Source organism: Actinomadura rugatobispora, from assembly GCF_042656285.1.
GTDB lineage: Bacteria > Actinomycetota > Actinomycetes > Streptosporangiales > Streptosporangiaceae > Spirillospora > Spirillospora rugatobispora.
In genome coordinates this window covers 24,705-47,128 of sequence record NZ_JBHSON010000036.1, presented here as the reverse complement: position 1 = coordinate 47,128, position 22,424 = coordinate 24,705, and the positions used below count along the sequence as shown (strand labels likewise).

20 protein-coding genes and 2 tRNA genes are annotated in these 22,424 nt (G+C 68.9%); 10 read left to right on the top strand and 12 right to left on the bottom strand.

Going from position 1 to position 22,424, the window contains the following annotated elements; genetic code table 11:
• The first annotated feature begins 13 nt into the window (after window positions 1-13).
• On the top strand, window positions 14-1,273 hold the full coding sequence (gene serS, locus ACFPZN_RS24750; RefSeq protein ID WP_378284525.1) for a serine--tRNA ligase: 1,260 nt from the start codon (window positions 14-16) through the stop codon (window positions 1,271-1,273).
• 161 nt (window positions 1,274-1,434) lie between these two features.
• Entirely contained in the window at window positions 1,435-2,346 is a 912-nt protein-coding gene (locus ACFPZN_RS24745) for an HAD family hydrolase (protein ID WP_378284524.1), read from the top strand.
• 56 nt (window positions 2,347-2,402) lie between these two features.
• Here the strand turns inward: ACFPZN_RS24745 and ACFPZN_RS24740 are convergent, their stop codons facing one another.
• Window positions 2,403-2,948: a bacterial proteasome activator family protein gene (locus ACFPZN_RS24740; RefSeq protein WP_378284576.1), complete on the bottom strand. Its 546-nt coding sequence runs from the start codon at window positions 2,946-2,948 to the stop codon at window positions 2,403-2,405.
• 20 nt (window positions 2,949-2,968) lie between these two features.
• Window positions 2,969-3,925 carry an NAD(P)H-quinone oxidoreductase gene (locus ACFPZN_RS24735; protein ID WP_378284523.1) on the bottom strand — a complete coding sequence of 319 codons (957 nt, stop codon included), beginning with the start codon at window positions 3,923-3,925 and terminating at the stop codon, window positions 2,969-2,971.
• Between the two features lie 186 nt (window positions 3,926-4,111).
• Between ACFPZN_RS24735 and ACFPZN_RS24730 the strand changes: the two genes are divergently transcribed.
• From ACFPZN_RS24730 to ACFPZN_RS24710, 5 genes are all read left to right on the top strand, one after another.
• On the top strand, window positions 4,112-6,202 hold the full coding sequence (locus ACFPZN_RS24730; protein ID WP_378284522.1) for a nucleotide-binding protein: 2,091 nt from the start codon (window positions 4,112-4,114) through the stop codon (window positions 6,200-6,202).
• Window positions 6,203-6,263: 61 nt separating this feature from the next.
• Complete coding sequence (locus ACFPZN_RS24725; RefSeq protein ID WP_378284521.1) at window positions 6,264-6,536, top strand: hypothetical protein; 273 nt, start codon at window positions 6,264-6,266, stop codon at window positions 6,534-6,536.
• Window positions 6,537-6,662: 126 nt separating this feature from the next.
• Window positions 6,663-7,001, top strand: a complete 339-nt coding sequence (locus ACFPZN_RS24720) for a hypothetical protein (protein ID WP_378284520.1) — start codon at window positions 6,663-6,665, stop codon at window positions 6,999-7,001.
• Entirely contained in the window at window positions 6,989-7,336 is a 348-nt protein-coding gene (locus ACFPZN_RS24715) for a hypothetical protein (RefSeq protein ID WP_378284519.1), read from the top strand. Before ACFPZN_RS24720 ends, ACFPZN_RS24715 begins: the two co-directional genes overlap by 13 nt.
• A 305-nt stretch (window positions 7,337-7,641) precedes the next feature.
• Window positions 7,642-8,271, top strand: coding sequence for a DedA family protein (locus ACFPZN_RS24710; RefSeq protein WP_378284518.1), 630 nt, complete (start codon window positions 7,642-7,644; stop codon window positions 8,269-8,271).
• Window positions 8,272-8,376: 105 nt separating this feature from the next.
• Here the strand turns inward: ACFPZN_RS24710 and ACFPZN_RS24705 are convergent, their stop codons facing one another.
• The 3 genes from ACFPZN_RS24705 to ACFPZN_RS24695 all read right to left on the bottom strand — a co-directional run bounded on the left by ACFPZN_RS24705 (window position 8,377) and on the right by ACFPZN_RS24695 (window position 9,499).
• Window positions 8,377-8,520 (bottom strand): hypothetical protein, encoded by a 144-nt coding sequence (locus tag ACFPZN_RS24705; RefSeq protein WP_378284516.1) that lies wholly within the window; start codon window positions 8,518-8,520, stop codon window positions 8,377-8,379.
• A 329-nt stretch (window positions 8,521-8,849) separates the two neighbouring features.
• Window positions 8,850-9,137 (bottom strand): CPCC family cysteine-rich protein, encoded by a 288-nt coding sequence (locus tag ACFPZN_RS24700; RefSeq protein WP_378284514.1) that lies wholly within the window; start codon window positions 9,135-9,137, stop codon window positions 8,850-8,852.
• A 289-nt stretch (window positions 9,138-9,426) separates the two neighbouring features.
• Window positions 9,427-9,499 (bottom strand) — tRNA-Arg (locus tag ACFPZN_RS24695).
• A 255-nt stretch (window positions 9,500-9,754) separates the two neighbouring features.
• Here ACFPZN_RS24695 and ACFPZN_RS24690 point away from each other — a divergent pair.
• A tRNA-Ser gene (locus tag ACFPZN_RS24690) sits at window positions 9,755-9,847 on the top strand.
• Here ACFPZN_RS24690 and ACFPZN_RS24685 read toward each other — a convergent pair.
• Both ACFPZN_RS24685 and ACFPZN_RS24680 read right to left on the bottom strand, forming a co-directional pair.
• Window positions 9,826-10,107, bottom strand: a complete 282-nt coding sequence (locus tag ACFPZN_RS24685) for a site-specific integrase (protein WP_378284575.1) — start codon at window positions 10,105-10,107, stop codon at window positions 9,826-9,828. The two genes, ACFPZN_RS24690 and ACFPZN_RS24685, sit on opposite strands and share 22 nt — an antisense overlap.
• Before the next feature lie 330 nt (window positions 10,108-10,437).
• Window positions 10,438-11,037, bottom strand: a complete 600-nt coding sequence (locus ACFPZN_RS24680; protein ID WP_378284513.1) for a TetR/AcrR family transcriptional regulator — start codon at window positions 11,035-11,037, stop codon at window positions 10,438-10,440.
• A gap of 97 nt (window positions 11,038-11,134) precedes the next feature.
• Between ACFPZN_RS24680 and ACFPZN_RS24675 the strand changes: the two genes are divergently transcribed.
• Window positions 11,135-12,625, top strand: a complete 1,491-nt coding sequence (locus ACFPZN_RS24675; protein WP_378284512.1) for a carboxylesterase/lipase family protein — start codon at window positions 11,135-11,137, stop codon at window positions 12,623-12,625.
• Window positions 12,626-12,756: 131 nt separating this feature from the next.
• Here ACFPZN_RS24675 and ACFPZN_RS24670 read toward each other — a convergent pair whose 3' ends face one another.
• Window positions 12,757-12,945, bottom strand: a complete 189-nt coding sequence (locus ACFPZN_RS24670; RefSeq protein ID WP_378284511.1) for a hypothetical protein — start codon at window positions 12,943-12,945, stop codon at window positions 12,757-12,759.
• A gap of 22 nt (window positions 12,946-12,967) precedes the next feature.
• Here ACFPZN_RS24670 and ACFPZN_RS24665 point away from each other — a divergent pair, with 22 nt between their 5' ends.
• Complete coding sequence (locus tag ACFPZN_RS24665; RefSeq protein WP_378284510.1) at window positions 12,968-13,111, top strand: hypothetical protein; 144 nt, start codon at window positions 12,968-12,970, stop codon at window positions 13,109-13,111.
• Window positions 13,112-14,424: 1,313 nt separating this feature from the next.
• On the opposite strand, the gene ACFPZN_RS24660 is transcribed toward ACFPZN_RS24665, so the two are convergent.
• The 4 genes from ACFPZN_RS24660 to ACFPZN_RS24645 form a co-directional block, all read right to left on the bottom strand.
• Window positions 14,425-15,381, bottom strand: coding sequence for a hypothetical protein (locus tag ACFPZN_RS24660; protein ID WP_378284509.1), 957 nt, complete (start codon window positions 15,379-15,381; stop codon window positions 14,425-14,427).
• Complete coding sequence (locus ACFPZN_RS24655; protein WP_378284508.1) at window positions 15,378-16,694, bottom strand: hypothetical protein; 1,317 nt, start codon at window positions 16,692-16,694, stop codon at window positions 15,378-15,380. Before ACFPZN_RS24655 ends, ACFPZN_RS24660 begins: the two co-directional genes overlap by 4 nt.
• Window positions 16,695-17,172: 478 nt before the next feature.
• A complete protein-coding gene (locus ACFPZN_RS24650) occupies window positions 17,173-18,933 on the bottom strand; it encodes a hypothetical protein (protein WP_378284507.1) in 1,761 nt (586 codons plus the stop codon).
• A gap of 34 nt (window positions 18,934-18,967) precedes the next feature.
• On the bottom strand, window positions 18,968-22,423 hold the full coding sequence (locus ACFPZN_RS24645; RefSeq protein WP_378284506.1) for an AAA family ATPase: 3,456 nt from the start codon (window positions 22,421-22,423) through the stop codon (window positions 18,968-18,970).
• Window position 22,424 lies beyond the last annotated feature (1 nt).

The following is a 22,424-nucleotide window of genomic DNA, read 5'->3' as shown; positions in this document are numbered from 1 at the left end:
TAGCCTCGGGTCTGTGATTGACCTGCGAGCTCTTCGAGAGGATCCCGAGCGGCTGCGCGCGTCCCAGCGCGCCCGCGGCGAGGATGACACCGTCGTCGACACGCTGCTCGACCTGGACGAGCGGCGGCGAGCGGCGCTGTCGTCGTTCGAGCGGCTGCGCGCGGAGCAGAAGAGTTTCGGCAAGTCGGTGTCCAAGGCGCAGGGCGACGAGCGGCAGGCGCTGCTGGGCCGCGCCAAGGAGCTCGCCCAGCAGGTCAAGCAGGCCGAGGCGGACGCCGACCGGCTCGGCGGCGAACTCGACACGCTGATCAAGGGCGTCCCCAACCTCATCGAGGAGGGCGCCCCGCCCGGCGGCGAGCAGGACTACATCGTCCTCGAGCACATCGGCGAACCGCCCGCGTTCGACTTCGAGCCCAAGGACCACCTGGAACTCGGCGAGAGCCTCGGCGCCATCGACATGGAACGCGGCGCCAAGGTGTCCGGCGCCCGGTTCTTCTACCTGACCGGGGTCGGCGCGCGGCTGCAGCTCGCGCTCCTCAACCTCGCCATGGAGCAGGCGGTCGAGAGCGGCTTCACGCCGATGTACCCGCCGGTGCTGGTCAAGCCGGAGGCGATGGAGGGCACCGGGTTCCTCGGGGCGCACGCCGCCGAGGTCTACCAGCTCCCGGCCGACGACCTCTACCTGGTGGGGACGTCCGAGGTACCGCTCGCCGCGTACCACATGAACGAGATCATCTCCGCCCTGCCGCGGCGGTACGTGGCCTGGTCGTCCTGCTTCCGGCGGGAGGCCGGCTCGTACGGCAAGGACACCCGCGGGATCATCCGGGTGCACCAGTTCGACAAGGTCGAGATGTTCTCCTACTGCGACCCCGCCGACTCCCACACCGAGCACCTGCGGCTCCTGGAGTGGGAGAAGGAGATGCTGGCCAAGGTCGAGCTGCCGTACCGGATCATCGACGTGGCGGCCGGCGACCTGGGCGCCAGCGCGGCCCGCAAGTTCGACTGCGAGGCGTGGGTGCCGACGCAGAACGCCTACCGCGAGGTGACCTCGACGTCCAACTGCACCGAGTTCCAGGCCCGCCGCCTGGCCGTGCGGTACCGGGACGACGCCGGGAAGAACCAGCCCGTCGCCACGCTCAACGGCACCCTGGCCACCACCCGCTGGATCGTCGCCATCCTGGAGAACCACCAGCAGGCCGACGGCTCCGTCCGCGTCCCGAAGGCCCTGCAGAAGTACCTGGGCCAGGAGGTCCTGGAGCCGGTCAAGCGCTGACCGCGCACGGAACCCCCGGGGCCGCCGAGGACGGCCCCGGGGATCTCTGTGGCGGACGGGGATGAGACATCGCCTATGGTGTGTTCCAGCCGCCGTCGTACCCCGCCGACCCTGCCGGCGGGGCGGGGGAGGACCCGGGTGCGGCCGGACTGGAAGGTGACATGTCTGACTTCACGCCACGCCCGGCGAACGCTGATTCGGACACGCCCCGCCCTTCGCACGACCACACACCCCTGGCCGACACCAAGCCGACGGTCCCGTACACGCTGCCGGGCTTCACGCCCCGCCTGGTCGCCACCGACCTCGACGGGACGATCGTGCGCTCGGACGGCACCGTCTCGTCCCGGACCGTCGACGCCCTGGCCCGCGTCGAACGCGCCGGCGCCGCCGTCGTCATGGTCACCGGACGTCCCCCGCGCTGGATGCGCGAGATCGCCACCGCGGTCGGCCACCGGGGCGTGGCCATCTGCGCCAACGGCGCCGTGCTCTACGACCTGCACACCGAGCGGGTGCTGAACTCCCACATGATCGAACCGGACGTGATCGCGCAGGTCGTGGAGCGGCTCCGCGGCGCCCTGCCCGAGCTGCGCTTCGCCGTCGAGTACCCCAGCGGGTTCGTGTTCGAGGCCCGCTACAACCTCGGCCGCTGGGACGCCGAGGCGCTCGGCGGCCGTCCCGTCGACGACGAGACCCTCGTCAGCCAGGGCGGCACCAAACTGCTGGCCTTCCACCCCGGCGCCGACCCCGACTCGCTCGCCCAGGAGGCCGTCAAGGCCGTCGGCGACCTGGTCACGGTCACGCACTCGTCCGGGCGCGGGCTGCTGGAGATGAGCGCCCAGGGCATCACCAAGGCCAGCGCGCTGGCCGAGTTCTGCAACGGGCAGGGCATCACCTCGGCCGAGGTCGTCGCGTTCGGCGACATGCCCAACGACCTGCCGATGCTCACCTGGGCGGGCACCTCGTACGGCGTCGCCAACGCCCACCCGGACGTCCTGGCCACCGTCACGTACAGGACGGCGAGCAACAACGACGACGGCGTCGCCCAAGTCCTGGAAGCCTTCTTCCCCGCCTGAAAGGCGAAACGCCCGCACCCGGCCCGTGGAACGGACCGGACACGGACGCCGCGGGGTTACAGGTAGGGGCCGGAAGAGTGGCGGCGGCTGCCCGGCTGCTCGTCGTCGGCCGCCGGCGGAACCATGCCGGCCGGCAGGGCGCGGCGCATCTGCTCCAGCTGCGCCCGCGCCGCCATCTGCTGCGCGAACAGCGTGGTCTGGATGCCGTGGAACAGCCCCTCCAGCCAGCCCACCAGCTGCGCCTGGGCGATCCGCAGCTCCGCCTCGCTGGGCACCTGGCCCTCGATGAACGGCAGCGAGAGCCGCTCCAGCTCGTCGATCAGCTCCGGCGCGAGACCGTCCTCCAGCTCCTTGATCGACGACTGGTGGATCTCCCGCAGCCGGGCCCGGGACGCCTCGTCCAGCGGCGCCGCCTTCACCTCGTCGAGCAGCTGCCGGATCATGCTGCCGATCCGCATCACCTTGGCGGGCTGCTCGACCATGTCGGTGACCGACTTCTCGCCGGAGCCGCCGTCCCCGCCGCCCTCGATCGCGATCCCGTTCGGGCCGACCACGAGGATCTGCGGTTCCTGCTCCGACTCGTTCTTCGACGGCTCGTTCATCATGTCTCGGGTCTCCCGTCTCACACGCTCAGCAGAATCTTGCCGATGTGGCCACTGTCCTCCAGAACCCGGTGCGCCAACGCCGCCTCCGCCATGGGCAGCGTGCGGTCGATCACCGGCCGCACCTTCCCGGCCGCCAGCAGCGGCCAGACGTGCTCGCGCACGGACGCCACGATCGCGGCCTTCTCGTCCGCCGGGCGGGCCCGCAGCGAGGTCGCGTGCACCGCGGCGCGCTTGCGCAGCAGCGCGTTCAGATCGAGCTCCGCCCGCGTGCCGCCCTGGAGGCCGATCACCATGAGCCGCCCGCCGGTCGCCAGGGACCGCACGTTCCGGTCCAGGTACTTGGCGCCCATGTTGTCCAGGACGACGTCGTACGGGCCGCTCTCGACGAAGTCCTCCTCGCGGTAGTTGATCGCCGCGTCCGCACCCAGCTCCCGGCAGGCGGCCGCCTTCTCCGCGCTGCCCACCGTGCACAGCACCCGCGCACCGTGCGCCTTCGCCAGCTGGATCGCCATCGTCCCGATGCCACTGCCGCCACCGTGCACGAGGAAAGTCTCGCCCGCCTCCAGGCCGGCCAGCGTGAAGACGTTCGACCACACCGTGCACACCACCTCGGGCAGCCCGGCAGCCTCGACCAGGCCGACGCCGTCCGGGACGGGGAGCAACTGCTCCGCGGGCACCGCCACCCGTTCGGCATACCCGCCGCCGGACAGCAGCGCGCACACCTCGTCACCGACCCGCCATCCGGTCACGCCCTCGCCGAGCGCGGCGATCCTGCCGGAAACCTCCAGGCCAGGGTACGGGGACGCCCCGGGCGGGGGGTCGTACACGCCGATCCGCTGCATGACGTCCGCCCGGTTGACCGCGCTCGCCGCGACGTCCAGCAGAACCTCGCCCGGCGCGGGCTCAGGGTCGGGCACCTCGGTCCACTCCAGGACCTCCGGGCCGCCCGGCTCACGAATAACGATCGCATGCATAACGGTCACGCTACCGGGCCGTGGTGCGGGAGTACGCCCCGGTTGAGTCCCCTCTGCCCTGGGCGTACGGGGGTGCGTGGCCCCAGCGGCGGGATGCGTGGTATTGGTGCACAGGTATCCTGCCGATGGGCCAATGCCTACCCGCTCCTGAACCGAACTTTAGAGGCGTGGCCGAGGGGAGAGACGGTGGCAAGGAACGATCACGACGGACGTTCCCTGGAGGAGCGTCTGGCGTCTCTGGACGCGATGAGCAGCGAGGCCACCGGGCCGTCCGCTGTCCCGCCCGCGCCCGCCGCCGAACCCCCGTCACCGCCCGCGGAGCAACCCGGTGACGCCGAGCCGCCGAAGGCCGCCACCGCCGGCCCCGAGGCCGCCCCGAAGGACAACGCCCCCGACACGGGCGATCCCTCCCCCGCCGCCGGTACGCCCTTCCCCGGCCTGCCCGGGGGGCCGCCCTCGGGCGAGCAGGACGCCAACCCGTGGACGCCCGCTCCGCCACCGCCCTTCCAGGAGGGCAACACCCCTCCACCCGGCCAGGAAGCCTTCCCACCACCCCCAGAGGCCGGCTTCCCGCCCCCGCCAGAGGGCGGCTTCCCTCCGCCGAACCCACCGTCGCCCCCGCCCGCTTCGCCGGCCGAAGCACCCGGGGGCCCGATGCCGCCCGGCTTCCCGCCCGCGTACAACGACTTCAGCCCCCCGCCGTACCCGGGCCCCCCGCCGTTCGAGCAGGTCCAGGGTCAGGGCGCCCCACCGCAGCCGTACGACGGCGGCCCGATGCCGCAGCCGTTCGACGGCGGCATGCTTCCCCCGCCGTACGCGCCGGGGTTCCAGCAGCCCGAACCGGGGCAGGGCTTCCAGCCCGACCCCGCCCAGGGCGGCCCGCAGCACCCGCCGTACCAGGGTGCCCAACCGCCGCAGCCCCCGTTCGGTGAGCCGCAGCCGCAGCCTCCCGCCTTCGAAGGCCCCCCGCAGCCGCCCTTCCAGGCCCCTCCGCCGCCCCCGGCCGAGGGCGGCGCGCAGCCGTTCGAGCAGCCCCACCCGCCGAACAACCCTCCGGGCGCCCCACCTCTGGACCAACTGCCCCCGTTCGGCCCGCCCGAGGCCCCGCCCGCGCCGCCGCAGCCCGCCGAGGGCTCACCGATGGGCTTCCCGCCCCCGCCGCCGCCCGGCTACGGCCCACCCCCGCACGGGTACGGCCCTCCGCCGCAGCCGATGCCCCCCGCGGAGGGTTACGTCCCCGGCCCGCCGCAGCAGCCTCCGGGCGCTTACCCCCAGGGGCCTCCGCAACAGGTCCCGGGCCAGATCCCGCCGGACCAAGGCCAGGGCTACCCGCCCCAACCGCAGACCGCCGAAAGCCTCAGCTCTGAGAACCTCCTCGGCGAACGCCGCATCGCGCCGTCGTCCGGTTGGCGCCGCGCCGTCTACAAGGCCACCGCAGGCAACGTCCACCCAGGCGAGTCCCAGGGCGAGCTGCGCCGCAAGGACCTGGTGGCCCGCGCCCGGCAGCAGGTCGGCGGCGGCCACCACCGCGTCGCCGTCATGTCCCTGAAGGGCGGCGTCGGCAAGACCACCACCACGACCGGTCTCGGCTCGATGCTGGCCTCGCTGCGCGGCGACCGCGTCATCGCGGTGGACGCCAACCCCGACCGCGGCACCCTGTCCGACAAGGTCAAGCTGGAGACGGCCGCGACCGTACGGGACCTGCTCAACAACCGCGACACGATCCACCGGTACGCCGACGTGCGCGCGTTCACGTCCCAGAACGGCGCCCGGCTGGAGGTCCTGGCCTCCGACCGCGACCCCGCCGTCAGCGAGGCGTTCAGCGCCGAGGACTACGCCGCGGTCGCCGTCATCCTGGAGCAGTACTACTCGATCTGCATCACCGACTGCGGCACCGGACTGCTGCACTCGGCGATGGCCGGCGTGCTGAGCCTGGCCGACCAGCTCGTCCTGGTCAGCTCCCCGTCGGTCGACGGCGCCCGTTCCGCCAGCGCCACCCTCGACTGGCTGGAGGCCCACGACCACGGCCACCTGGTGCGGAACGGCGTCGTGGTGCTGTCGATGGTCCGCAACCGCACCCGCAGCCAGGTCGACCTCGACAAGCTCCAGGCCCACTTCGAGAGCCGCTGCCGGGCCGTCGTGCGCGTCCCGTACGACGACCACCTGGAAGAGGGCGCCGAGGTGGAACTGGAGGCCCTGGCTCCACCGACCCGCGAGGCGTACCTGACCCTGGCCGCCGTGGTGGGCGACGGCCTGGACCAGCAGCGCGAGCATTAGAACCACCAGGTGCCGCGGAACGGTCTACAAGAACCGGCCGTTCCGCAGCACAATGGCGCCCATGCGACCACCCCACTGCTTCGTCTGCGGCCTGAGCCTGCGCGATATCGACGACGACCAGGACCTGTGGTCGGTCTTCACCCTCGTCACCTTCGAACTAACGCACGAAGAGAAGACCGCCCACCAGGCCCGTGACCGCAGCGGCTGGGTAGGCCACCCCGAGAACACCGAGTGGTTCTGCAACCAGCACGCCGCCCTGGCCCAGGAACGATCCCACCTGCACTGGCGAACGGCCCTGTCCGAGATCAGCGCCACCCACCGCCCCGACACCTGACTCCGGCCTTCGCAGAGCACAACGAGCTCCGCGCCAAGGGCGCCGGCGCCTACACGGCGGCCAGGACCGCGCTGGTGAACCCGCCCCCGGGCGAGCCCCCTCGAACATCTCCACCCTCCACCGACAATGACCAGGCGCGGTTCACCCGCGACAGTCCCAAGAATCGGCACACCGAACGTGGATTTCATCGAAATCGTCTTCGACCGGCCACTCCCGACGAACATCGACCGTGACGACGTCGAGGACGACCTCAACGAGGCCCTGCGAGGTCTCGGCGAGGTCACCGGCGCCGGAACCGGCCTCAACCGCTCGAACCTCGACGTCGACATCGATCCAGCGGCGAACCGATCCACCGTGCTCGCCCTCGTCTTCGGCGTCCTGGCCAAGCTGGAGGTCGGCGACGCCGCCAGAGTACGCCCGGGCGACCAAGAAACCTGGATACGCCCAACCGAATGGAAACCCTGACCCCGAGCGTTCAAAAGGCCACCTTCCATCACGGAAAGCGGCCTTCGAAGAGCCAGCCAGGACACAGAGTCGTTGAGGAGCACAACCCGAGCCACTCAGACGACTTTGATCTCGTCCGCGACGATCCAGCAAACATTGCTGGTGCCCGTTGTCTCCCCGCTGACCCGCACCTTTCTCAAGACATCGACCTGCGAGCCGCCATCGGCACGAATAACGAAGAATCGCCGACCTCGATGGTGAATCCCACCGCTTCCCCACGCCGTGCCGCGGTGAGCGGTCGGCGATCCCTGGTGGCCTACCGCGACCAGATCGGCACCGGCAACTGTCCTCCATGACCGGGCTGTACGGCTACGCCGCCCGCCGCCACGTCATCTCCGCCACCCTGGCCGACTACGTTGGCCGCCCCACAACGGCACCACCCGGTCGAGCCGAGCCGCGTCGTGGGCAAGGTGGGCTTCCACCGCGGCCAGAGGGGGCCGGGCCGGTCGCGTACGTCGAGTTCCGGTCCGGGAACGGCGGGATAAGGCAGGAGCGGCGGGTGTTCTCACGCGTCATCTCGTCGATCCGGGGGCAGTCTGGAAGCGGGGCCTTCCCCGTGGATGGCGGCAAGCCCGGAAGCACTACGGGAGAAAGGGGGGTCATGCGTTTCATCACCGACTGGATCGGTGGTCTGCCCGGCCCTCTGATCTACCTGATCGTCGCCGCGCTGGTCTTCGCCGAGGACTCCCTGTTCTTTGGATTCGTCCTGCCCGCCGAGACTTCCGTCGTCGTCGCGGGATTTCTCGCCCACCAGGGCAGGGTCGATGTCACCCTGCTGGCGGTGGTCGTGGTGGCCGCCGCCATCGTCGGGGACAGCGTGGGCTATGAGGTGGGGCGTCGCCTCGGGCCGAGCATTCTGGACGCCGCGCTCTTGCGCCGCCACGCCGACCGCGTCCAAGCGGCCCGGGAGCTGATACGGCGGCGCGGTCCAGTGGCGGTGTTCCTGGGGCGGTTCGTGGCCTTCTTCCGAGCGGTCATGCCCGCACTGGCCGGCCTCTCGCACATGCCCTATCGCCGTTTCCTGCCGTTCAACGCGCTGGGCGGGCTGCTCTGGGGGGTGGCGTTCACCCTCCTGGGCTACTTCGCCGGCGCCACCTACACGCGGGTCGAGAGCCTGGTCGGCCACGGCGTCGACATCGCGGTGGCCATCGTGGTTCTCGCGCTCCTGACCATCTGGGCCCTACGCCACCACCGTCGCCGCGCTTGCACACGACGAGGCAGACCGGACTGAGGCAACGAGGCCCATCGACGAGCAGGGAAACACCTGCACGTTACGCCGGGCGCTCGATGCCGTCGGCGTCCAAGAAGAACCGCAGGCTGGTCACCGCGTGCCTCTTCACCCCCGAGGGACGTCAACGCGCTGCCGTGCCCAGTACACGGCGAGATTGACCTTCTTCTCCAGATCCGCATCCATCCGGCTCAGGCCCACATCGACCTGGGCAACCCGGAACTGTCCCTGGCCGCGATCGCCGCCGTCCACCACATCTCCCTGCGGTCCCTGCACCGGCTCTTCGCCGACCAGTGCACCACCGTCACGGCGTGGATCCGCGCCATCGCTGTACCCATCCGGGCAGCTTCAGTGGTGCGCAGCCGGAGGGATCCGAACCCCCAACCTTCTGGTCCGTAGATTCCCAGATCAACGACCCCGTTCAGATCAGTCCGCACGCTGGTCCGCCGACCTTAGACCCGTCCGGATCAGTCCGCCGCGATTCAAGATCGTTTGTTCGCGTGGCTCCCAACGCGACTACCAGAGCCGGGAGACCACCGCTTGGATCAAGCCCCTGACCAGTCGATCCGCTGGCCTGCTTGTTACTCCTTCTTACCGAGCGGGCGTTCGTGCGGATACGGGTCTCGCCCATGAGGAAGACGGCGAGGGTCACTGACTCCGAGAGTGGCAAAGTTCCGTCGCGCCTCGGTGAGGGTGACATGGTTGGGGCCGCCCTGGTACTCGTCGGCGTTGTGGTCATCCTGGCCAACGTCCTCCCAGCAGCACACGGGACAGATCTCGTACCATCCCCGCCGTTCAAGCGTGAGGAAGCCACAACAAGGGCATGCGTAGGGCTCACCACGTGGCGGCCGGGACACATTGTCGACCATGGCTCGCATGCTAACCGTGCGTGAGACCTCAACCGTCAGGCCGCATCTTTATCAGTTCGACCCGCTCCGAGGTCATCATCTGGCGCGGCCGTGCTGCTGAGCGCTGATCACCTTCGTTCGTGTCTGCTGGTGTTGCCGTCACTGCTTCGCATGTAGACGCGCGGTGCGCAGCCCCATGACGCGCTTGGGCGTGCGGCGTAGCCGCTTTTCGGCCCCTGACGGGCCCGTGGCTCCTAAGGCGCATTCAAAAGGCCACTCTCCATCATGGAGAGTGGCCTTTGATGTGATGCGCAGCCGGAGGGATTCGAACCCCCAACCTTCTGATCCGTAGTCAGATGCTCTATCCATTGAGCTACGGCTGCTGGGCCTTGGTCGTGCCATGGCTTGATGCCGGACGGGAGTCTAGCAGCTTCCCGCGTTCGGCAACGTCCACCAGTGTAGGGCACCGGAGGGGGTGCCCGGGCCCGCGGAGGGCGGCGGAACGATCACGGCCGTGGCGAGCCAGGCAGCGGAGCACACCCTGTGAGGGGCTCCGGAGGTAGGCTGCCGGTGAGGCGGGTTCGGACTTTGCTGGTTGGGCTGCGGACCGGTAACCTGTCGTGAGCCTGATGGCTTCTGGAGGATTCGCCTAGTCCGGTCTATGGCGCCGCACTGCTAATGCGGTTTGGGTTTACCGCCCATCCGGGGTTCAAATCCCCGATCCTCCGCCACTACCAGCGCCCCCGCCGAGTGAGATGATCTCGGCGGGGGCGTTTTCGGTGTCTGGTGTGGCCATGGTGTGGCCATCGCGTCGCAGCGGCACCACGGCGGCCACCGCCTCGGCCCTGGCCACCTCAGGCAGGACCGAGGTGTAGGTGTCCGCGGTGAACGAGGACCGGGAGTGACCGAGCGTTGCGCTGATCACCTTCATGTCGACCTTGCCGAGCAGGCTCAGCGTCGCCGCGCCGTGGCGCAGGTCGTGGAACCTGATCGGCAGGAGCGGGCCGCCGTAGATCGTGACCGCGCTATCTGCTCAACGGGCCACCCCTCATCGAGGTGGCGCCGTCGGATCGTGTTGTAACGCTCGATCAGGACGTCGAAGCGCTGCGAGATCCACTCGGGGCGCAAGGCCGAACCGTTGACCGCCACGGTGCATGGGGCTCGGTACGGCGGGCGTCGGCCTGGACGCTCAGGGCGTAAATGGGACGGTCGTTGCCGGGCGCGGTGCCGAGGTAGAGGTGGCCGGTCAGATGGCACCAGGCCGGGGAGCGGCCGGACTAGGGCTGATCTTGTCCCCACCTGCCCCCGTGTCCGGGGCAGGTCACGTACTCCTGAACAGCCGGTCCAGATGCACGTCGATCGCGGCGAGCGCGTCCTGGGGCTCGATCACGTCGAGTTCGATCAGTGAGGTGAAGCCGGTGAGGGCGAGGAGCAGGTTGGTCTCGGTCGCCGGGTCGCGGCCGGAGTCGATGTGCCCGTCGGCGATCGCCTGGCGGACCAACTGCTCGACGAGGGCCCGCCCTTGGACGAGGCCGCGGCGCGCCTGCTCGCGCACGGCCTCGTCGTGCAGCGCCTCCAGGACGTAGGCGGCGCTCATCCGGCTGGTCGCGCGGGCGTCGGCATGCAGGGGGAGCATTTCCGCGAGCGTCAGTCGCAGCACGTCACGGGGGTGCGGACGGTCACCGAGCTTTTCGAGCCCCTGGTGTACGCGCACCGAGGTCTGCTCGGACGCGAAGTCCATGGCGAAGGAGAGCATGGCGGTCCGGGAGGCGAAGTAGTGCTGCAGCTGCCCGAGTGACATGCCCGCTTCCTGCGCCACCACGCGCATCGTCAGCTGTGTGACGCCGCGCTGCTCCACCACCCGCCACAGTGCGCGGGCGATCGCTTCGCGGCGTCCGCGGTGATCCACCTGTTTCGGCATCGCCGGCCCCTCCCTCGTCCTCCGGGACTTTTCCAATACAGTTGACATAATACACCTGACCCATAATCCTGGGGTCCACTCGAGGGAAGGAATCGTCATGTCCGAACAGCCAAGGGTGCGGACCACGGAAGGCGTGGTGCAGGGCCGCCGGCGGCAGGGGCACGCGGTGTTCCGCGGCATCCCCTACGCCCAGCCCCCGGTCGGAGCGCTCCGCTTCGCCGCGCCCGCGCCGCCGCACCGCTGGGAGGGGACGAGGCAGGCGGTCGAGTTCGGCCCCGTGGTGCCGCTGTCCCTGCCGATCGACGTGCCCCCGCAGGGCACCGACTGGCTGACGCTCAACGTCGGCACTCCGGATCCCGGCGCGGCGGGACTGCCGGTGCTGGTGTGGATCCCCGTGGGCGGCTACCTCTCGGCGGCGTCGAGCGACCCGATGTACGACCCGGCAGCGCTGGCCGAGGCGGGAGTCGTCGTGGTGACCATCAACTGCCGCGTGGGCGCGGAGGGATTCGCGTTCCTCGACGACGTGCCGCCCAACCGCGGATTCCTCGACCAGATCGCGGCGCTGGAGTGGGTGCAGCGCAACATCGCCGCCTTCGGAGGCGACCCCGGCCGGGTCACCGTGGGCGGAGTGTCCGCCGGGGCGGGCTCGGTCGCCGCCCTGCTGACGATGAAGTCCGCGCGCGGCCTGTTCCGGCGGGCCATCGCCCATTCGGTGCCGGGGCTGCACAGCACCCCCGCGCTGGCACGGCAGGTCACCGCCGCGTTCGCGGACCGGCTCGGCGCGGCGGCCCCCACCGCCGAGGCCCTGCGCGACATCGACCCATGGCACCTGGCCGCCGAGCTCACCTCCTTCAACGCCGGCCTCCACGCGCACCGGGAGAGCTGGGGACGCCTCACGGAGACCGGCACCGCGCTGTGCCCTGTCGTCGACGGCGAGGTCCTCCCGGAAACGCCCTGGCCCGCGCTGACCGGCGCGCGCGCGAGCGGGACCGAACTGCTCGTCGGCCACACCCGGGACGAATTCCGGTACTTCAGCGTCATGAGCGGACGGCACGGCACCTTCACCGAGGAGGACGCCCACGCAGCCCTGGACCTGCACGCCCCGCAGCCGGACGGCGCGCGGGCCTACCGTGCCGCGTTCCCGCAGGCAGGCCCGGAGGAGCTGGTGGAGACGGTGTACTCCGACGCCCTCTTCCGCATGCCGTCACAGAAGCTGGCCGAGGCGAACGCCGCAGCCGGCGGCACCTCGTACCTGTTCGAACTGTGCTGGGTCGCCCCGGCCCTCGGCGGCATCCTGGGCGCCTGCCACAGCCTCGACGTGCCCCTGGCGTTCGGCACGCTGGACAGCCCCGTCGGCACCCAGCTCATCGGCGAGGAGCCCACTCCCGAGGCCGTCGCGCTCTCCCGCGAACTCCAGGAGGCATGGGTCCGCTTCGTCACCACCGGCGACGCGGGTTGGTCCGCCCACCGGCCCGGCGGGCACCTCACCCGCGTCCTGGACACCGAGTCGAAGACTCTGCCCTACCCCGAACAGGCATCCCGCCAGATCTGGGAAGGCCACTCCCCCGCCCCCTTCGATCTCTCGTAATTGTCCGGGTCGGCTCCTACGACTACGACGCCGCCACTCACCTGCCCATCAGGGACAGCGCGAATTGGCGTACAGCCAGGCAACACCCGGCCCGCTTGGCATCAGATCCCACCCGAGGGTGACGGACGACATCAAGAGCCGAGAGAGCCCCGGCCTCGGATGATCCCGGCCAGGGCCCGGATGGGCTCGCTCTGCGCCTCCCTCCGCCACACCAGCGCGTACGGCAGCGGCTCCAGATCGGTGACCGGCAGGTAGGCGATGTCCGGCCGTGCCCAGTAGCGGATGACGTGGGCGGGGAAGAGCACCACGAGCCCGTCCATGTTTATGGATCGGGATGACATATTGAACCTCTACGTGGTGACCAACCTGCCGTTGCCGGAGGCGGCGCTGCCCAAGGCGATCGATCCGTGGGCGCGAGTAGCTCGGACGAGCCGCCTTTCTGAGCGGATGGTCGGCGGTGGCCTCGACGCGGCGAAGCCCTTGTGATGCTTGCCGACCGGGGTCAGGACGCGCCCCTCAGTACGCCTCGAAGTGTGACTCATCACCGAGTTGGTCGAGCTGGTACGAGGGGTTATGGCGGAGCCTGCGCTCACAAAGGGAGTGAACATTGGGCTGATCGCGGCGCTGTCCGTGCAGATCACTGCACAGGTTCCCCGAGAACGATGAGTTGGCGAACACACTCTCCTGCCGCTGATCGGCACCATCGTCACGACTGGGTTGGCGTGCCCCTCTTACTGTCACATCGGGCGCGCTCCGACCGACTGACAGTAGAACGACTCGCACGGAGAGTGATCACGTATCTGAGCCCTCCGGGCACGGCCGAGGCTGTCGGAAGGCTCTGTGGTGTGGCCATGGTGTGGCCAAACTGCATGGGAGGGCTTTGGATCTTGATGGATGGGGTGGCCGCGTGTCCGGTTTTGAGTGGACTTTGTGGTACGCGGCCACCCCCAGTGGACGGGTCAGGGCGCTCTGCCAATGCGGTTTGGGTTTACCGCCCATCCGGGGTTCAAATCCCCGATCCTCCGCCACCTGACCAGGGACTTCGTCCAAGATCTCAATCTCGGACGGAGTCCCTGTCGCGTTCCAGACGTCCGCTGTCCCGCGCCTGGTGTGGACGGGACGTCGGCGGAGTGCGCTTGTCTCGCCACCAGTCCAGCAGAACCGAGATGGTCGCCTCGCCCAGCGCCGCGATGCGCTCGCCGGCCTCGGATTTGGTGTCGTCGTACTCGTCGTCCCGGCTCCTGGAAACAGGACTCGTCTCGCGGGCGGTCAGCGTGCCCGCACGCTACAGATCGGTGTCCGCCCAGGCCGGCCCCGCGGCCTCGGCGCGACGCAGCCCACGGAAGGCGACCAGAGGGAAGAGGGCATACAGCTGTTCATCCACGATGAAGTCGAGGGGCTCCCGTCTGGGCGGGGTCCAGACCATCACCGGGCCTGGCACCTTCCCAGTTTCCTGCGTCGCTCGACGCGTTCGATCGTCCAGACGAGCGGCTTCACCCACCTTCCCCTGATGCGAGGTGGGAGATGGATCTCGTCTGTTTTGCGGCGTGGGGGCTCTGCGACCTTCGGCGCTCTCGTCGAGTACGCCCGAACCTCAAGGAGGCGCCGGATCAGTTCACTGGGTTTGTCGCCCTCGACTCCGTACGCCTCGAGGACGGGAACGCCCATGGCGCCGACCGAGAGGGATAGCCGCTTATGGCACGCGGGTGCTACCACCACCGTGGTCGACGTCAGATATGAGCACGCTCCTCGACCCGAGCAGACGGAGCTTAGGAAGGCGCAAGGCCAAGCGGCTGTCATCAACCGCCGGCCACGCCTCCCGTGATGGCGATCAGAACCTGAGCCAATGCGGATTGCGATGCATCCGTCAGGATGGTTCGGCTCCAGTCCATGAGCTGCTGCACGCGGCTCTGCGGAAGGTCGTCGCTTTCCGCTGCCTCTTCCATCTGCGTCGCGACATGCGCGAGTTCGGCCTGCTTGGCCTCGGGCAGCCCCAGAACCGGGGCGGCTTCGCGCAACGCTTGAGCGAGCAGCGCCAGATCGGTACCGCTCATTCCCTCGACGCGCTGGTTCTGCTGGACATCGCCGTTACCTTGCGCCAGCTGGAGGTTTCCCACCTGCTGGTGGAAATGAGTGGTGAAGCTCGAACGCGGCTTCTTGTCCTCGAAGTACTCGGACACATGGCCTCCATGGTCGTCGACGCAGTCGATTCCAGCCGCGGTGAGCCTGTAAGGGTCCTTGCCTATCAATTCCTGTTCGATGAGGTAGGCACAAGCGTCCACGACTTCCCCAATGGTAAAGTACTCGCCCTCGTAGGTGCTCCACGGACTGCTGAATATGGTCTGGATCTCCGGCTCACAGTGCACGTCCGTCGATACCTCATCGAGCCACCGCAGGACGCCTTGCCGGGCCGTCGCCCTCCGTGCCGGACGGTCACGCCTGCGCTCAGCACGCTCGGCCACGTCACGCAAGCCCTCGTCGGTGAGCTGGAGACTGTGGTCCAAATAGGAACCCAGAACCTTGTGAAGTGTGACCAGCCCTGAGGAACCGAGGGTCGAAAGAACATGTGGAAGCCATTCGGGAGCCGCCCCCTCGTCAACGTCTGCGGGGAGGTCGAGGTGGGCCAAGAAGAACCGCACTTCGGGGAATACATTGGGTTTCTCCAGTCTCATGTCGCTCAACCAGTCGAGAACCTGAATACACCGGAACCCAAGCAAAGTGTTCGGGGCGGGAAGGAGGCGCATTTTGCCGTTCACCCCCAACCCGTAGAACTGTTTCCCGGGGGACGTAGGCCGCGGTGAAGGCCGAAAACCAGGCTGCCGCGTGTGCTGAGACTGAGTCGCGCCTGCTCCCGAACGAAATCGGAGCCGGTGCCACAGCTGCCGATCCATCCATGCGCGAGAAGCATCGTGAACGCGGTGGTGTTCAGGTGGCGCGGGACCTCACCCTTGCCGAGGCGGTAGCGGCTGCCGCCAGGCACCCCCTCCCCTCCAGCGAAGATCCTCTCGAAGTGCGGGCGGGCGAGGTAGACGCCCTTCAACATGTCGATCGAATCCTGATTCAACCGGCTCGGTTCGCAGAACTTGAAGAAGGACGGCTGCGCGTGCAGCCGGATGTCGGCCACCGCATCGCCGGGCGGACACTCGTCATCGATCGCACGCAGGCGAGTCAATTGCTGATCGAGTGCGTTCTCGCCTGGGTAGTAGAAGTGCCTGCCGTCTTTGACAAGGCGTTTGTACTGCACCAGTACAAAGCAGGCATGAAGTTCGTTGTAATAGAGCAGGTCGACGCCGTCGACCTCTTCAGGCAGCCGCTTTGTCATGTTGCAGACGACGAGTTCCTGCTCATCGGGCCCGCTGAAGCGGCGGACACCATGACTGACGTCACCGATCCCTGGCCAGTCCGCGAAATGAAGCCAGTCATGGTTGACGTTGTTGTCTCCCGGCATGGCCTTGACGAACGGTTCGCTCTCGTGAAGGAGACCGGCACCGCGGACGGCCCCCCGGTCGCCCAGGACGGCATCCAACAGCGTCGCGGTGGCGTCCTTCTCGAAGGATCGGACCGCGGCAGCGGCCTCACTCAAGTCCGGAACCGCCAGTCCAGGGGCGAACTTTCCCATGAGGACGCCTACGGACTCGTCCAGGCTCTCCAGTACGGCGAGCAGGCGCCTGGATCGCGCATCGGTCGGTGGTCCGTCGTTGATGGCGTCCCGATATCGATCGCCCAGCATGCCGCGGATCTGGGAGACCGGGATCGGGCGCCGCAAAGTATCGAACTGCTCTACCCGAATCCTTCGGGTGTAATCGCTCGCCATCTTGGACGGGGTCATGATGCCGAGGCCGACGACTCTGGACTCATCGTCCACATCGGTCTTGAAGACGCCGAGATAGCGGCGATCGCGCTTCCAGGTCAGTCCGGCGGTGTCGGCGATCGTGAACGTGGGCCGCTCGATGAACGTGCGATGCAGAACAAGGTTTTCACGCATCTCGTCTGTCATCCGGATCACCGCGACCGAGATGCCGTCGTACCTGTTGAGCGCCTCACCGGAGGCGGGGATGAGCATTCCCATGACGGTCAGCCTGCCTGCGCGTGTGCTGGCACGTCGGTGGTTCGGACAACGTTCAGGACGTCCATAATGGGTGTTACCTCCCCTTCGGTGAAGAAGTCTTCGGGGCCGCCGGGGCGTTATGTGGTGAAGGGGCGTTCGTCAAGTGGCCCGATGTCGACGATACCGTTCCTGGCAAGGTAGCCGATCAGGAGCCGGTTGGAAGAAGGGGAGTCGCGACGCCGACACGTTTTTGCCCCGTCCCTTCGAGGGTGGCAGGTCGCGGAGCGACGCCGTCAGCATTCCCCCTGGCGGGGGATGACGGGCGCTGTACGTCCGCGCGGTGGTTTCGGCCGCCGGGTCATACCCCAGCGCCACATGTGGTGGCCGCCCGTCCGGTGACTCTACGCATCCAGCCGCCCGGAATGGTATCGCTAATGCGGTTTGGGGTAACCGACCATCCATGGGTGCGTGCGGGCGGCCGCCTTTCTTGGTTCGATTCCTACTCGGCATCGCCGGTGACGGCCTCGGTAGAACTCGTGGCAGTGTTCTCGCCCTTCTTGCCCGCCTCGAGGGCGGCGGGGCGGCGTCGTTGAAGCTCATCGCGTTCCGCGGCCGGGATCGTCATGGACTCGGCGAGCACGGCGGCGAGCGCGTCCACGTGCGCGTTGTCGATGTCGGCGTGGAAGATCAACCGGATGTTCTCATCGGCCGTGATGATATCGATCGCCGAGCGCCCGTTCGCGTCCTGTGCGGGCGCTCGGACGTAGCGCACTCGGTCGATCGGGATGTCCTGACCGAGCTGGCCTTGCTTGCGGAATACGTTGGTCCTGGCCGTGATGATGCGGCGATCCGTGACGGCGACCAGGTTCTTGGCCGCCTTGTCGATCGCCGCCGCCACCTTGTCCTTGGCTGCCGCCGCCTTCTCCTTCGCTCCGCCGGAGGTCGCGCCGAAAGGACCGAGGGCATCGAGCTGGTCGGGGAAGCCGAGGACACGGAGGGTCTCACCGTCCTCGAGGAACCATCGCAGGATGCGAAGGTACGGATCGAGATCCAGCGATGCGGGTGCGCAGACGACGTCCGGAGACTCGAGCGGAGGGACCGGTGGGTGGAGAGCGTCGGCAAGGGGCTGGATCGCCTTGAGAAGCTGGGTGCAGGTCAGGCGGGCGGCCTTCGAGTCCCTCCGGTTCCGGGCCAGCGGCATCGTGGCGCGGTCGGGCAGCTCGGCGATGATGCGCAGCTCCCGCGTCAGCGAGTGGACGAGACTCGTCATCTCGGCCAGGGCGGAGTCGTGCTCCGCGCGGGTGTCGCGTGCGATGACCTCGACGAGCCGTGCCTCGTCGGGGTCTTCGCGTCCGGCGGCGCTCACCTTCGCTGCGCGGAGCACCTGATACTTGGTCCGCGCTTCGAGGGAGGCCCGGAGGGCGTGGGCGTCGAAGACGATGGCGGCGGCGTTGGTCTCGAGATACTCACGGCGGCCATGCGGGGCACACTGTCTGATCTTCTGGATGTGCCCGCTGATGTTCCGTTGGTACTGGTCACGCACCGTACGCAACTCCGCTTTCTTGGTCGCGACGGTGTCCCACACGTGCTGGGTGACCGCTCTGACCTCCTGTGCCTCGCGGAATGCGTCATCGACGGTTTCGACGAGCCCCGTCAGCGTGGCCCACTGGGCGTGGTTCATGGTCGTGAGTACCTGGCTCGTCAGCGCGATGTTTGTCCTGACAAGGCCCGTGACCTCACTCAGCTGCATCTGCAGGGCGACCATGGCCAGCGCCGGTCCTATCGCGGCCAGGTTCTTCGCCGCGTTCACCTTGGACACGGGGATGAAGCGAGCCTGGGCGGTGAGCTTGCCGTTGACGAATATCGCTCCGAGGTTCGCTCCGTCCTTGGCGGCGAGCGTTCCGCCGGCGTTCAGTAGGGTCCGTGTCGCGTCGGTGATCCTGTAGAGCCCCTCCACGCCGGCGAACGCGTTCGCGAGGTTGCCGCCCACGGTCGCCGCGTTTCCGATCGAGGCGAGCAATGTGGAGATCTGCTCGCGGTCGGCGACCGACACGAACCCAAGGTCGATCGGCTCGAGCTTGAGTTCCTCCGGGACATCGCCGGAGGCGGCGACGACTCCCGGGAGAATTTCCGCCAGGACCGTCGATACCGTTGCCGAGTCGGGCGCGGTAGTGCTCTGGCCGTTCTCCTCAGGATCGGAGATCTTCTTCGAGTCCGAAGGGCCCTGCATGGTTTCTCCTTGTCGGTCGGCCGGCTCCATCACGAAGTCCTCCCGCCCGGGTGGCGCGACGTTGTCATTCTGGCCGGACGGGCAGCCGGTGCACGTGGCACCGCCCCTGAGGCAGTTCCTTGGCGGCACGGTGGATCACGTGCTCGTGGTGGGTGAAGACGATGACCTGGAACCGGTCCGCCACGCCGTCCAGGACGCGCAGCGCCGCCTCCGTGCGCTGTTCGTCGAAGGTCATGAAGATGTCGTCGACGGCGATCGGGAGGGCGTTTCCGGCCGCGGCATGGCGTTCGAGAGTGGCCAGCCGCAGCGCGAGGTAGAGCTGGTCGCTGGTGCCCTCGCTGAGGGCGGCGGGCGCCAGCGTTCCCGTGGACGACTTGGCGCGGATGCTCGGGGGCTCCTCGTCGGACATCTCAAGCCCGGCGAAGCGGCCGCGGGTCAGCTGGGTGAACATCGCGGAGGCCTGCGCCAGGACGGGTTCCTGGTCGCTGCTCCGGTACTCCTCCATGCAGGCATGGATGGCGATCTTGGCGGCCTCCAGGCGCAGGAACTCCTCGGCGTTCTCGGCGAGTTCGGCACAGATCTGGGCGATGTCGGCCTCGGCGCGGGCAGCGTCGGCGCCCCCGTCAAGGCCGTCGAGCACCTGCCGCCGAGCCAGGCGCTGTTCGAGGCAGGTGGCTCTGGCCGCCTCCAGCTCCTCGAGCTGACGGTCGAGCTCGGTCAGCTCGTCGACGAGTTCCTCAGTGGACGTCTTCTCCGCCTGCTCGCGGAGGAGGGCCAGTTCCTGCCCTGCCGGAAGGGTTCGCCGGATGTTCGCGAGAGCGGTGGACGCCTCCCTGAGGGCGGTGCCGCGCTGCGCGGCGGCCTCCAGTTCGGTGATCGAGGACAGGCCGAGGCGTGCGGAGAAGTCCTGCAAGCGGCTTTCCAGTCCGCTCAGTTCGGCCTCCGCGTCGCCGACCCGTTTGACGAGGTCGGCTTTGTGTTCGAGCAGGTCCTTGCGCCGCTGCGCGCCGTCCCGTTGCTCCTGGAGTTCCCGCGCCACCGCTTCGATGGCCTGGTGCCAGCCGGTGGTGGACGCCGGGACGCTCCGCCCGCAGGCGCTGAGCGTGTCCTCCAGCAGGTTCCCGAACTCGGAGATCCGCTGCTCGCCTTGGCGGAGCTTGCGCTCCAACGCCTCCGCCGCGTCGACGTCCGCCGCCACATGGGACAGGCTTTCCAGGTCGGCGAGGGCGGCGTCGAAGTCGCGGTCGGCGGCAAGGCCCGCGCCGCTCAGGAACCGTTGCCATTGCCCGTCGTGGACGGCCAAGGCCCTTTCGGCTTCGGCCTTCGCGGATTCCGCCTCGTCAAGGTCGGTTTCCGCGCCTGCCAGGTCGCGCTGTACGGCTGCTCTGTCCTGGGTGATCTGCTCATGTTCGTGAAGGCGTCCGCGTGCCGTCTCCACCATCTCCGCGAACATCGCGGACGTCTCGGCCGTACCGGGACCGGCCGGCGAGTCCTCACCGAGGCGCAGCAGGTGCTGGAGCCTGGCCGTGTGGGCGTTGAGGCGTTCACGCCGGCCTTCCAGTTCGATGCGGACGTCCTGGAGGTCCTGCGCGTCGGCCTGGAGCCGGTCGAAGTCGTCCAGGACCTTCGACGCCTGTTCGATGGCGGGTGCCGGGGCCGGGTACCCCTCCCACAGCGTCTCCCAGCGCCGCTGCTCCAGCGCCTGCTCGGCGAGCACGTCGTCCACGGCCTTCTGATGGCCGGGCACGGCGGCCTCCAGGTCGGTGATCTCGCGCGCGAGGTCGGCCCGCTTGTTGACGCTCTCCGCATGCCGCAGCATCAGGTCGGCGGTGTCGTCGGCTCGCCGGACGGCCTCTCTGAGCGAGTCCATGGCGCTCGGACCATCGGGGAGTCCCGCGATGAGGTCGTCACGCTCGGCGCGCCGCGCGTGGAGCTCGTCGTGTGTCGGCGGCGCGTCGTCGGTCACGAGCCGATCGAGGTCGCGCCGGCACTTCGCCAGTCGCCGTTGCGCGCCGTCGAGTTCTCCGGCGCGATCGCGCAGACGCTGCCCGAGGTCGCGGAGGGCCCGCTCGGCTCCGGTGACCTGCTCTCGGTCGGGGAGCCGGAGGTCCAGGACGCCGTCAGGGCGCAGTTCGGGCAGTTCGAGCCGATTGCGTGCCTGGCGGAACCGGCGGTCCAGCTTCTTCTCGGTGGCCTCGGTGTCGGCCAGCTTCCCCGCCAGGTCAGGGGGGACCGACGCGTACGCGTTCTGCAACCGCGAGATGTCCTCGCCGGCCGGGAGGGCGCTGAGCTCTTTGTGGAGTCGCTCGTGTTTGTCCCGGCATCGCTGCACCGCGTCCCGCGCGTGATCGAGGTCGTCGCGGAGCGTCCGGCCCCGGTCCCGGAGCTCCTGCCCCTCCCCGCGCAGGGCTTCCGGGATCCGGTAGAGCTCTTCGTCGGCCAGGGTCGCGTGCCCGTGAACGGTACGCAGCCGCGATTCGGCGTGGACGCGCTTGCCGGCGATCTCGTCGGACGCCGAGTTCCGCCGGTCCAGCTCGTCGAGGATCGCCGTGGTGTCTCTGGCCAGCCGTTCGATCGCGGCGGCATGCGGGAGGAGGGAGCCGTCCTGCCCTGTTTCGGAGAGTTGCCGCTCGGCTCGCTCGAGGAGTTCGGCGTTCGTCGAGCGCACCCCCCTGTGCCGGCTTCGCTGGTTGAGCAGCTCGGGGAGTTGCTCGCGGATGTCGTCGAGGGCCACCGGCCCTTGGGCGCTGATCTCCTCGACCTGCTGTTCGAGATCGCGGCACTGGGTCAGCGCGGGCAGGTTCTCCCGGAGTCGGTGCTTGGCGTCCCGTCGCCGCTTCGCGTCCCGCAACTCGGCCTCGGTCTCGGCGAGGCGCCGCACCGCTTCGGCGGCGGACTGTTCGGCGTCCCGGTACTGCTCGGGGTGAAGGGTCGCCTCGCGGGACCTCTTCCGGACGCCCGCCAGCCGGTCCAGCGAGGCATTGATCGCGGGCTTCTTCCCCTGCCTCAGGAACAGCGCGCGTTGACGGGCCTCGATCTTGTCGAGGACGGCGTTGAGGCGCATGCCCGACCGTGCGGCGGCAAGCAGTTGGGCCATGTCGCCCTGGCCTGAGGCGAGCAGTTTCCCGCCCTCGCGGAGTTCTTCGCTGTTGAGAGCGAACTCGGTGGTGAAGGTCTTGCGGTCGACGCCGCCGAGGAAGGGGGCGAGTGCCTCGTCACCGAGCGGGTCTCCGTCGCCGTCCACGAGGTCGTCCCTGCGCTTCTTGCGGCGGACGATCTCCAGGGCCACCCCGTCGGCGGCCGAGAGCCGGGCACCCAGCCGCGTCCGGTTCCCGTGCCGGAAGGCGTACCGGGAGTTGTGGGGGATGCCGTACAGGAGCTGATCGAGAGCGCTCAGTGCCGTGGACTTGCCGGCTTCGTTGGGGCCGTGGACCAGATGGACGCCGGGCTTGCCCAGACCGTTCAGGCTGTGGCCGTCGAAGGCGCCGTAGGCGATGAGGTCGAGACGTTCGATGCGCATT

Excerpts from the sequence above, each read along its gene's own strand:
- ACFPZN_RS24745 (WP_378284524.1), top strand. The coding sequence starts at position 1,435 with ATGTCTGACTTCACGCCACGCCCGGCGAACGCTGATTCGGACACGCCC.
- ACFPZN_RS24740 (WP_378284576.1), bottom strand. The coding sequence starts at position 2,948 with ATGAACGAGCCGTCGAAGAACGAGTCGGAGCAGGAACCGCAGATCCTC.
- ACFPZN_RS24735 (WP_378284523.1), bottom strand. The coding sequence starts at position 3,925 with ATGCATGCGATCGTTATTCGTGAGCCGGGCGGCCCGGAGGTCCTGGAG.
- ACFPZN_RS24725 (WP_378284521.1), top strand. The coding sequence starts at position 6,264 with ATGCGACCACCCCACTGCTTCGTCTGCGGCCTGAGCCTGCGCGATATC.
- ACFPZN_RS24720 (WP_378284520.1), top strand. The coding sequence starts at position 6,663 with ATGACCAGGCGCGGTTCACCCGCGACAGTCCCAAGAATCGGCACACCG.
- ACFPZN_RS24715 (WP_378284519.1), top strand. The coding sequence starts at position 6,989 with ATGGAAACCCTGACCCCGAGCGTTCAAAAGGCCACCTTCCATCACGGA.
- ACFPZN_RS24710 (WP_378284518.1), top strand. The coding sequence starts at position 7,642 with ATGCGTTTCATCACCGACTGGATCGGTGGTCTGCCCGGCCCTCTGATC.
- ACFPZN_RS24700 (WP_378284514.1), bottom strand. The coding sequence starts at position 9,137 with ATGGTCGACAATGTGTCCCGGCCGCCACGTGGTGAGCCCTACGCATGC.
- ACFPZN_RS24680 (WP_378284513.1), bottom strand. The coding sequence starts at position 11,037 with ATGCCGAAACAGGTGGATCACCGCGGACGCCGCGAAGCGATCGCCCGC.
- ACFPZN_RS24675 (WP_378284512.1), top strand. The coding sequence starts at position 11,135 with ATGTCCGAACAGCCAAGGGTGCGGACCACGGAAGGCGTGGTGCAGGGC.
- ACFPZN_RS24670 (WP_378284511.1), bottom strand. The coding sequence starts at position 12,945 with ATGGACGGGCTCGTGGTGCTCTTCCCCGCCCACGTCATCCGCTACTGG.
- ACFPZN_RS24655 (WP_378284508.1), bottom strand. The coding sequence starts at position 16,694 with ATGGGAATGCTCATCCCCGCCTCCGGTGAGGCGCTCAACAGGTACGAC.
- ACFPZN_RS24650 (WP_378284507.1), bottom strand. The coding sequence starts at position 18,933 with ATGGAGCCGGCCGACCGACAAGGAGAAACCATGCAGGGCCCTTCGGAC.
- ACFPZN_RS24645 (WP_378284506.1), bottom strand. The coding sequence starts at position 22,423 with ATGCGCATCGAACGTCTCGACCTCATCGCCTACGGCGCCTTCGACGGC.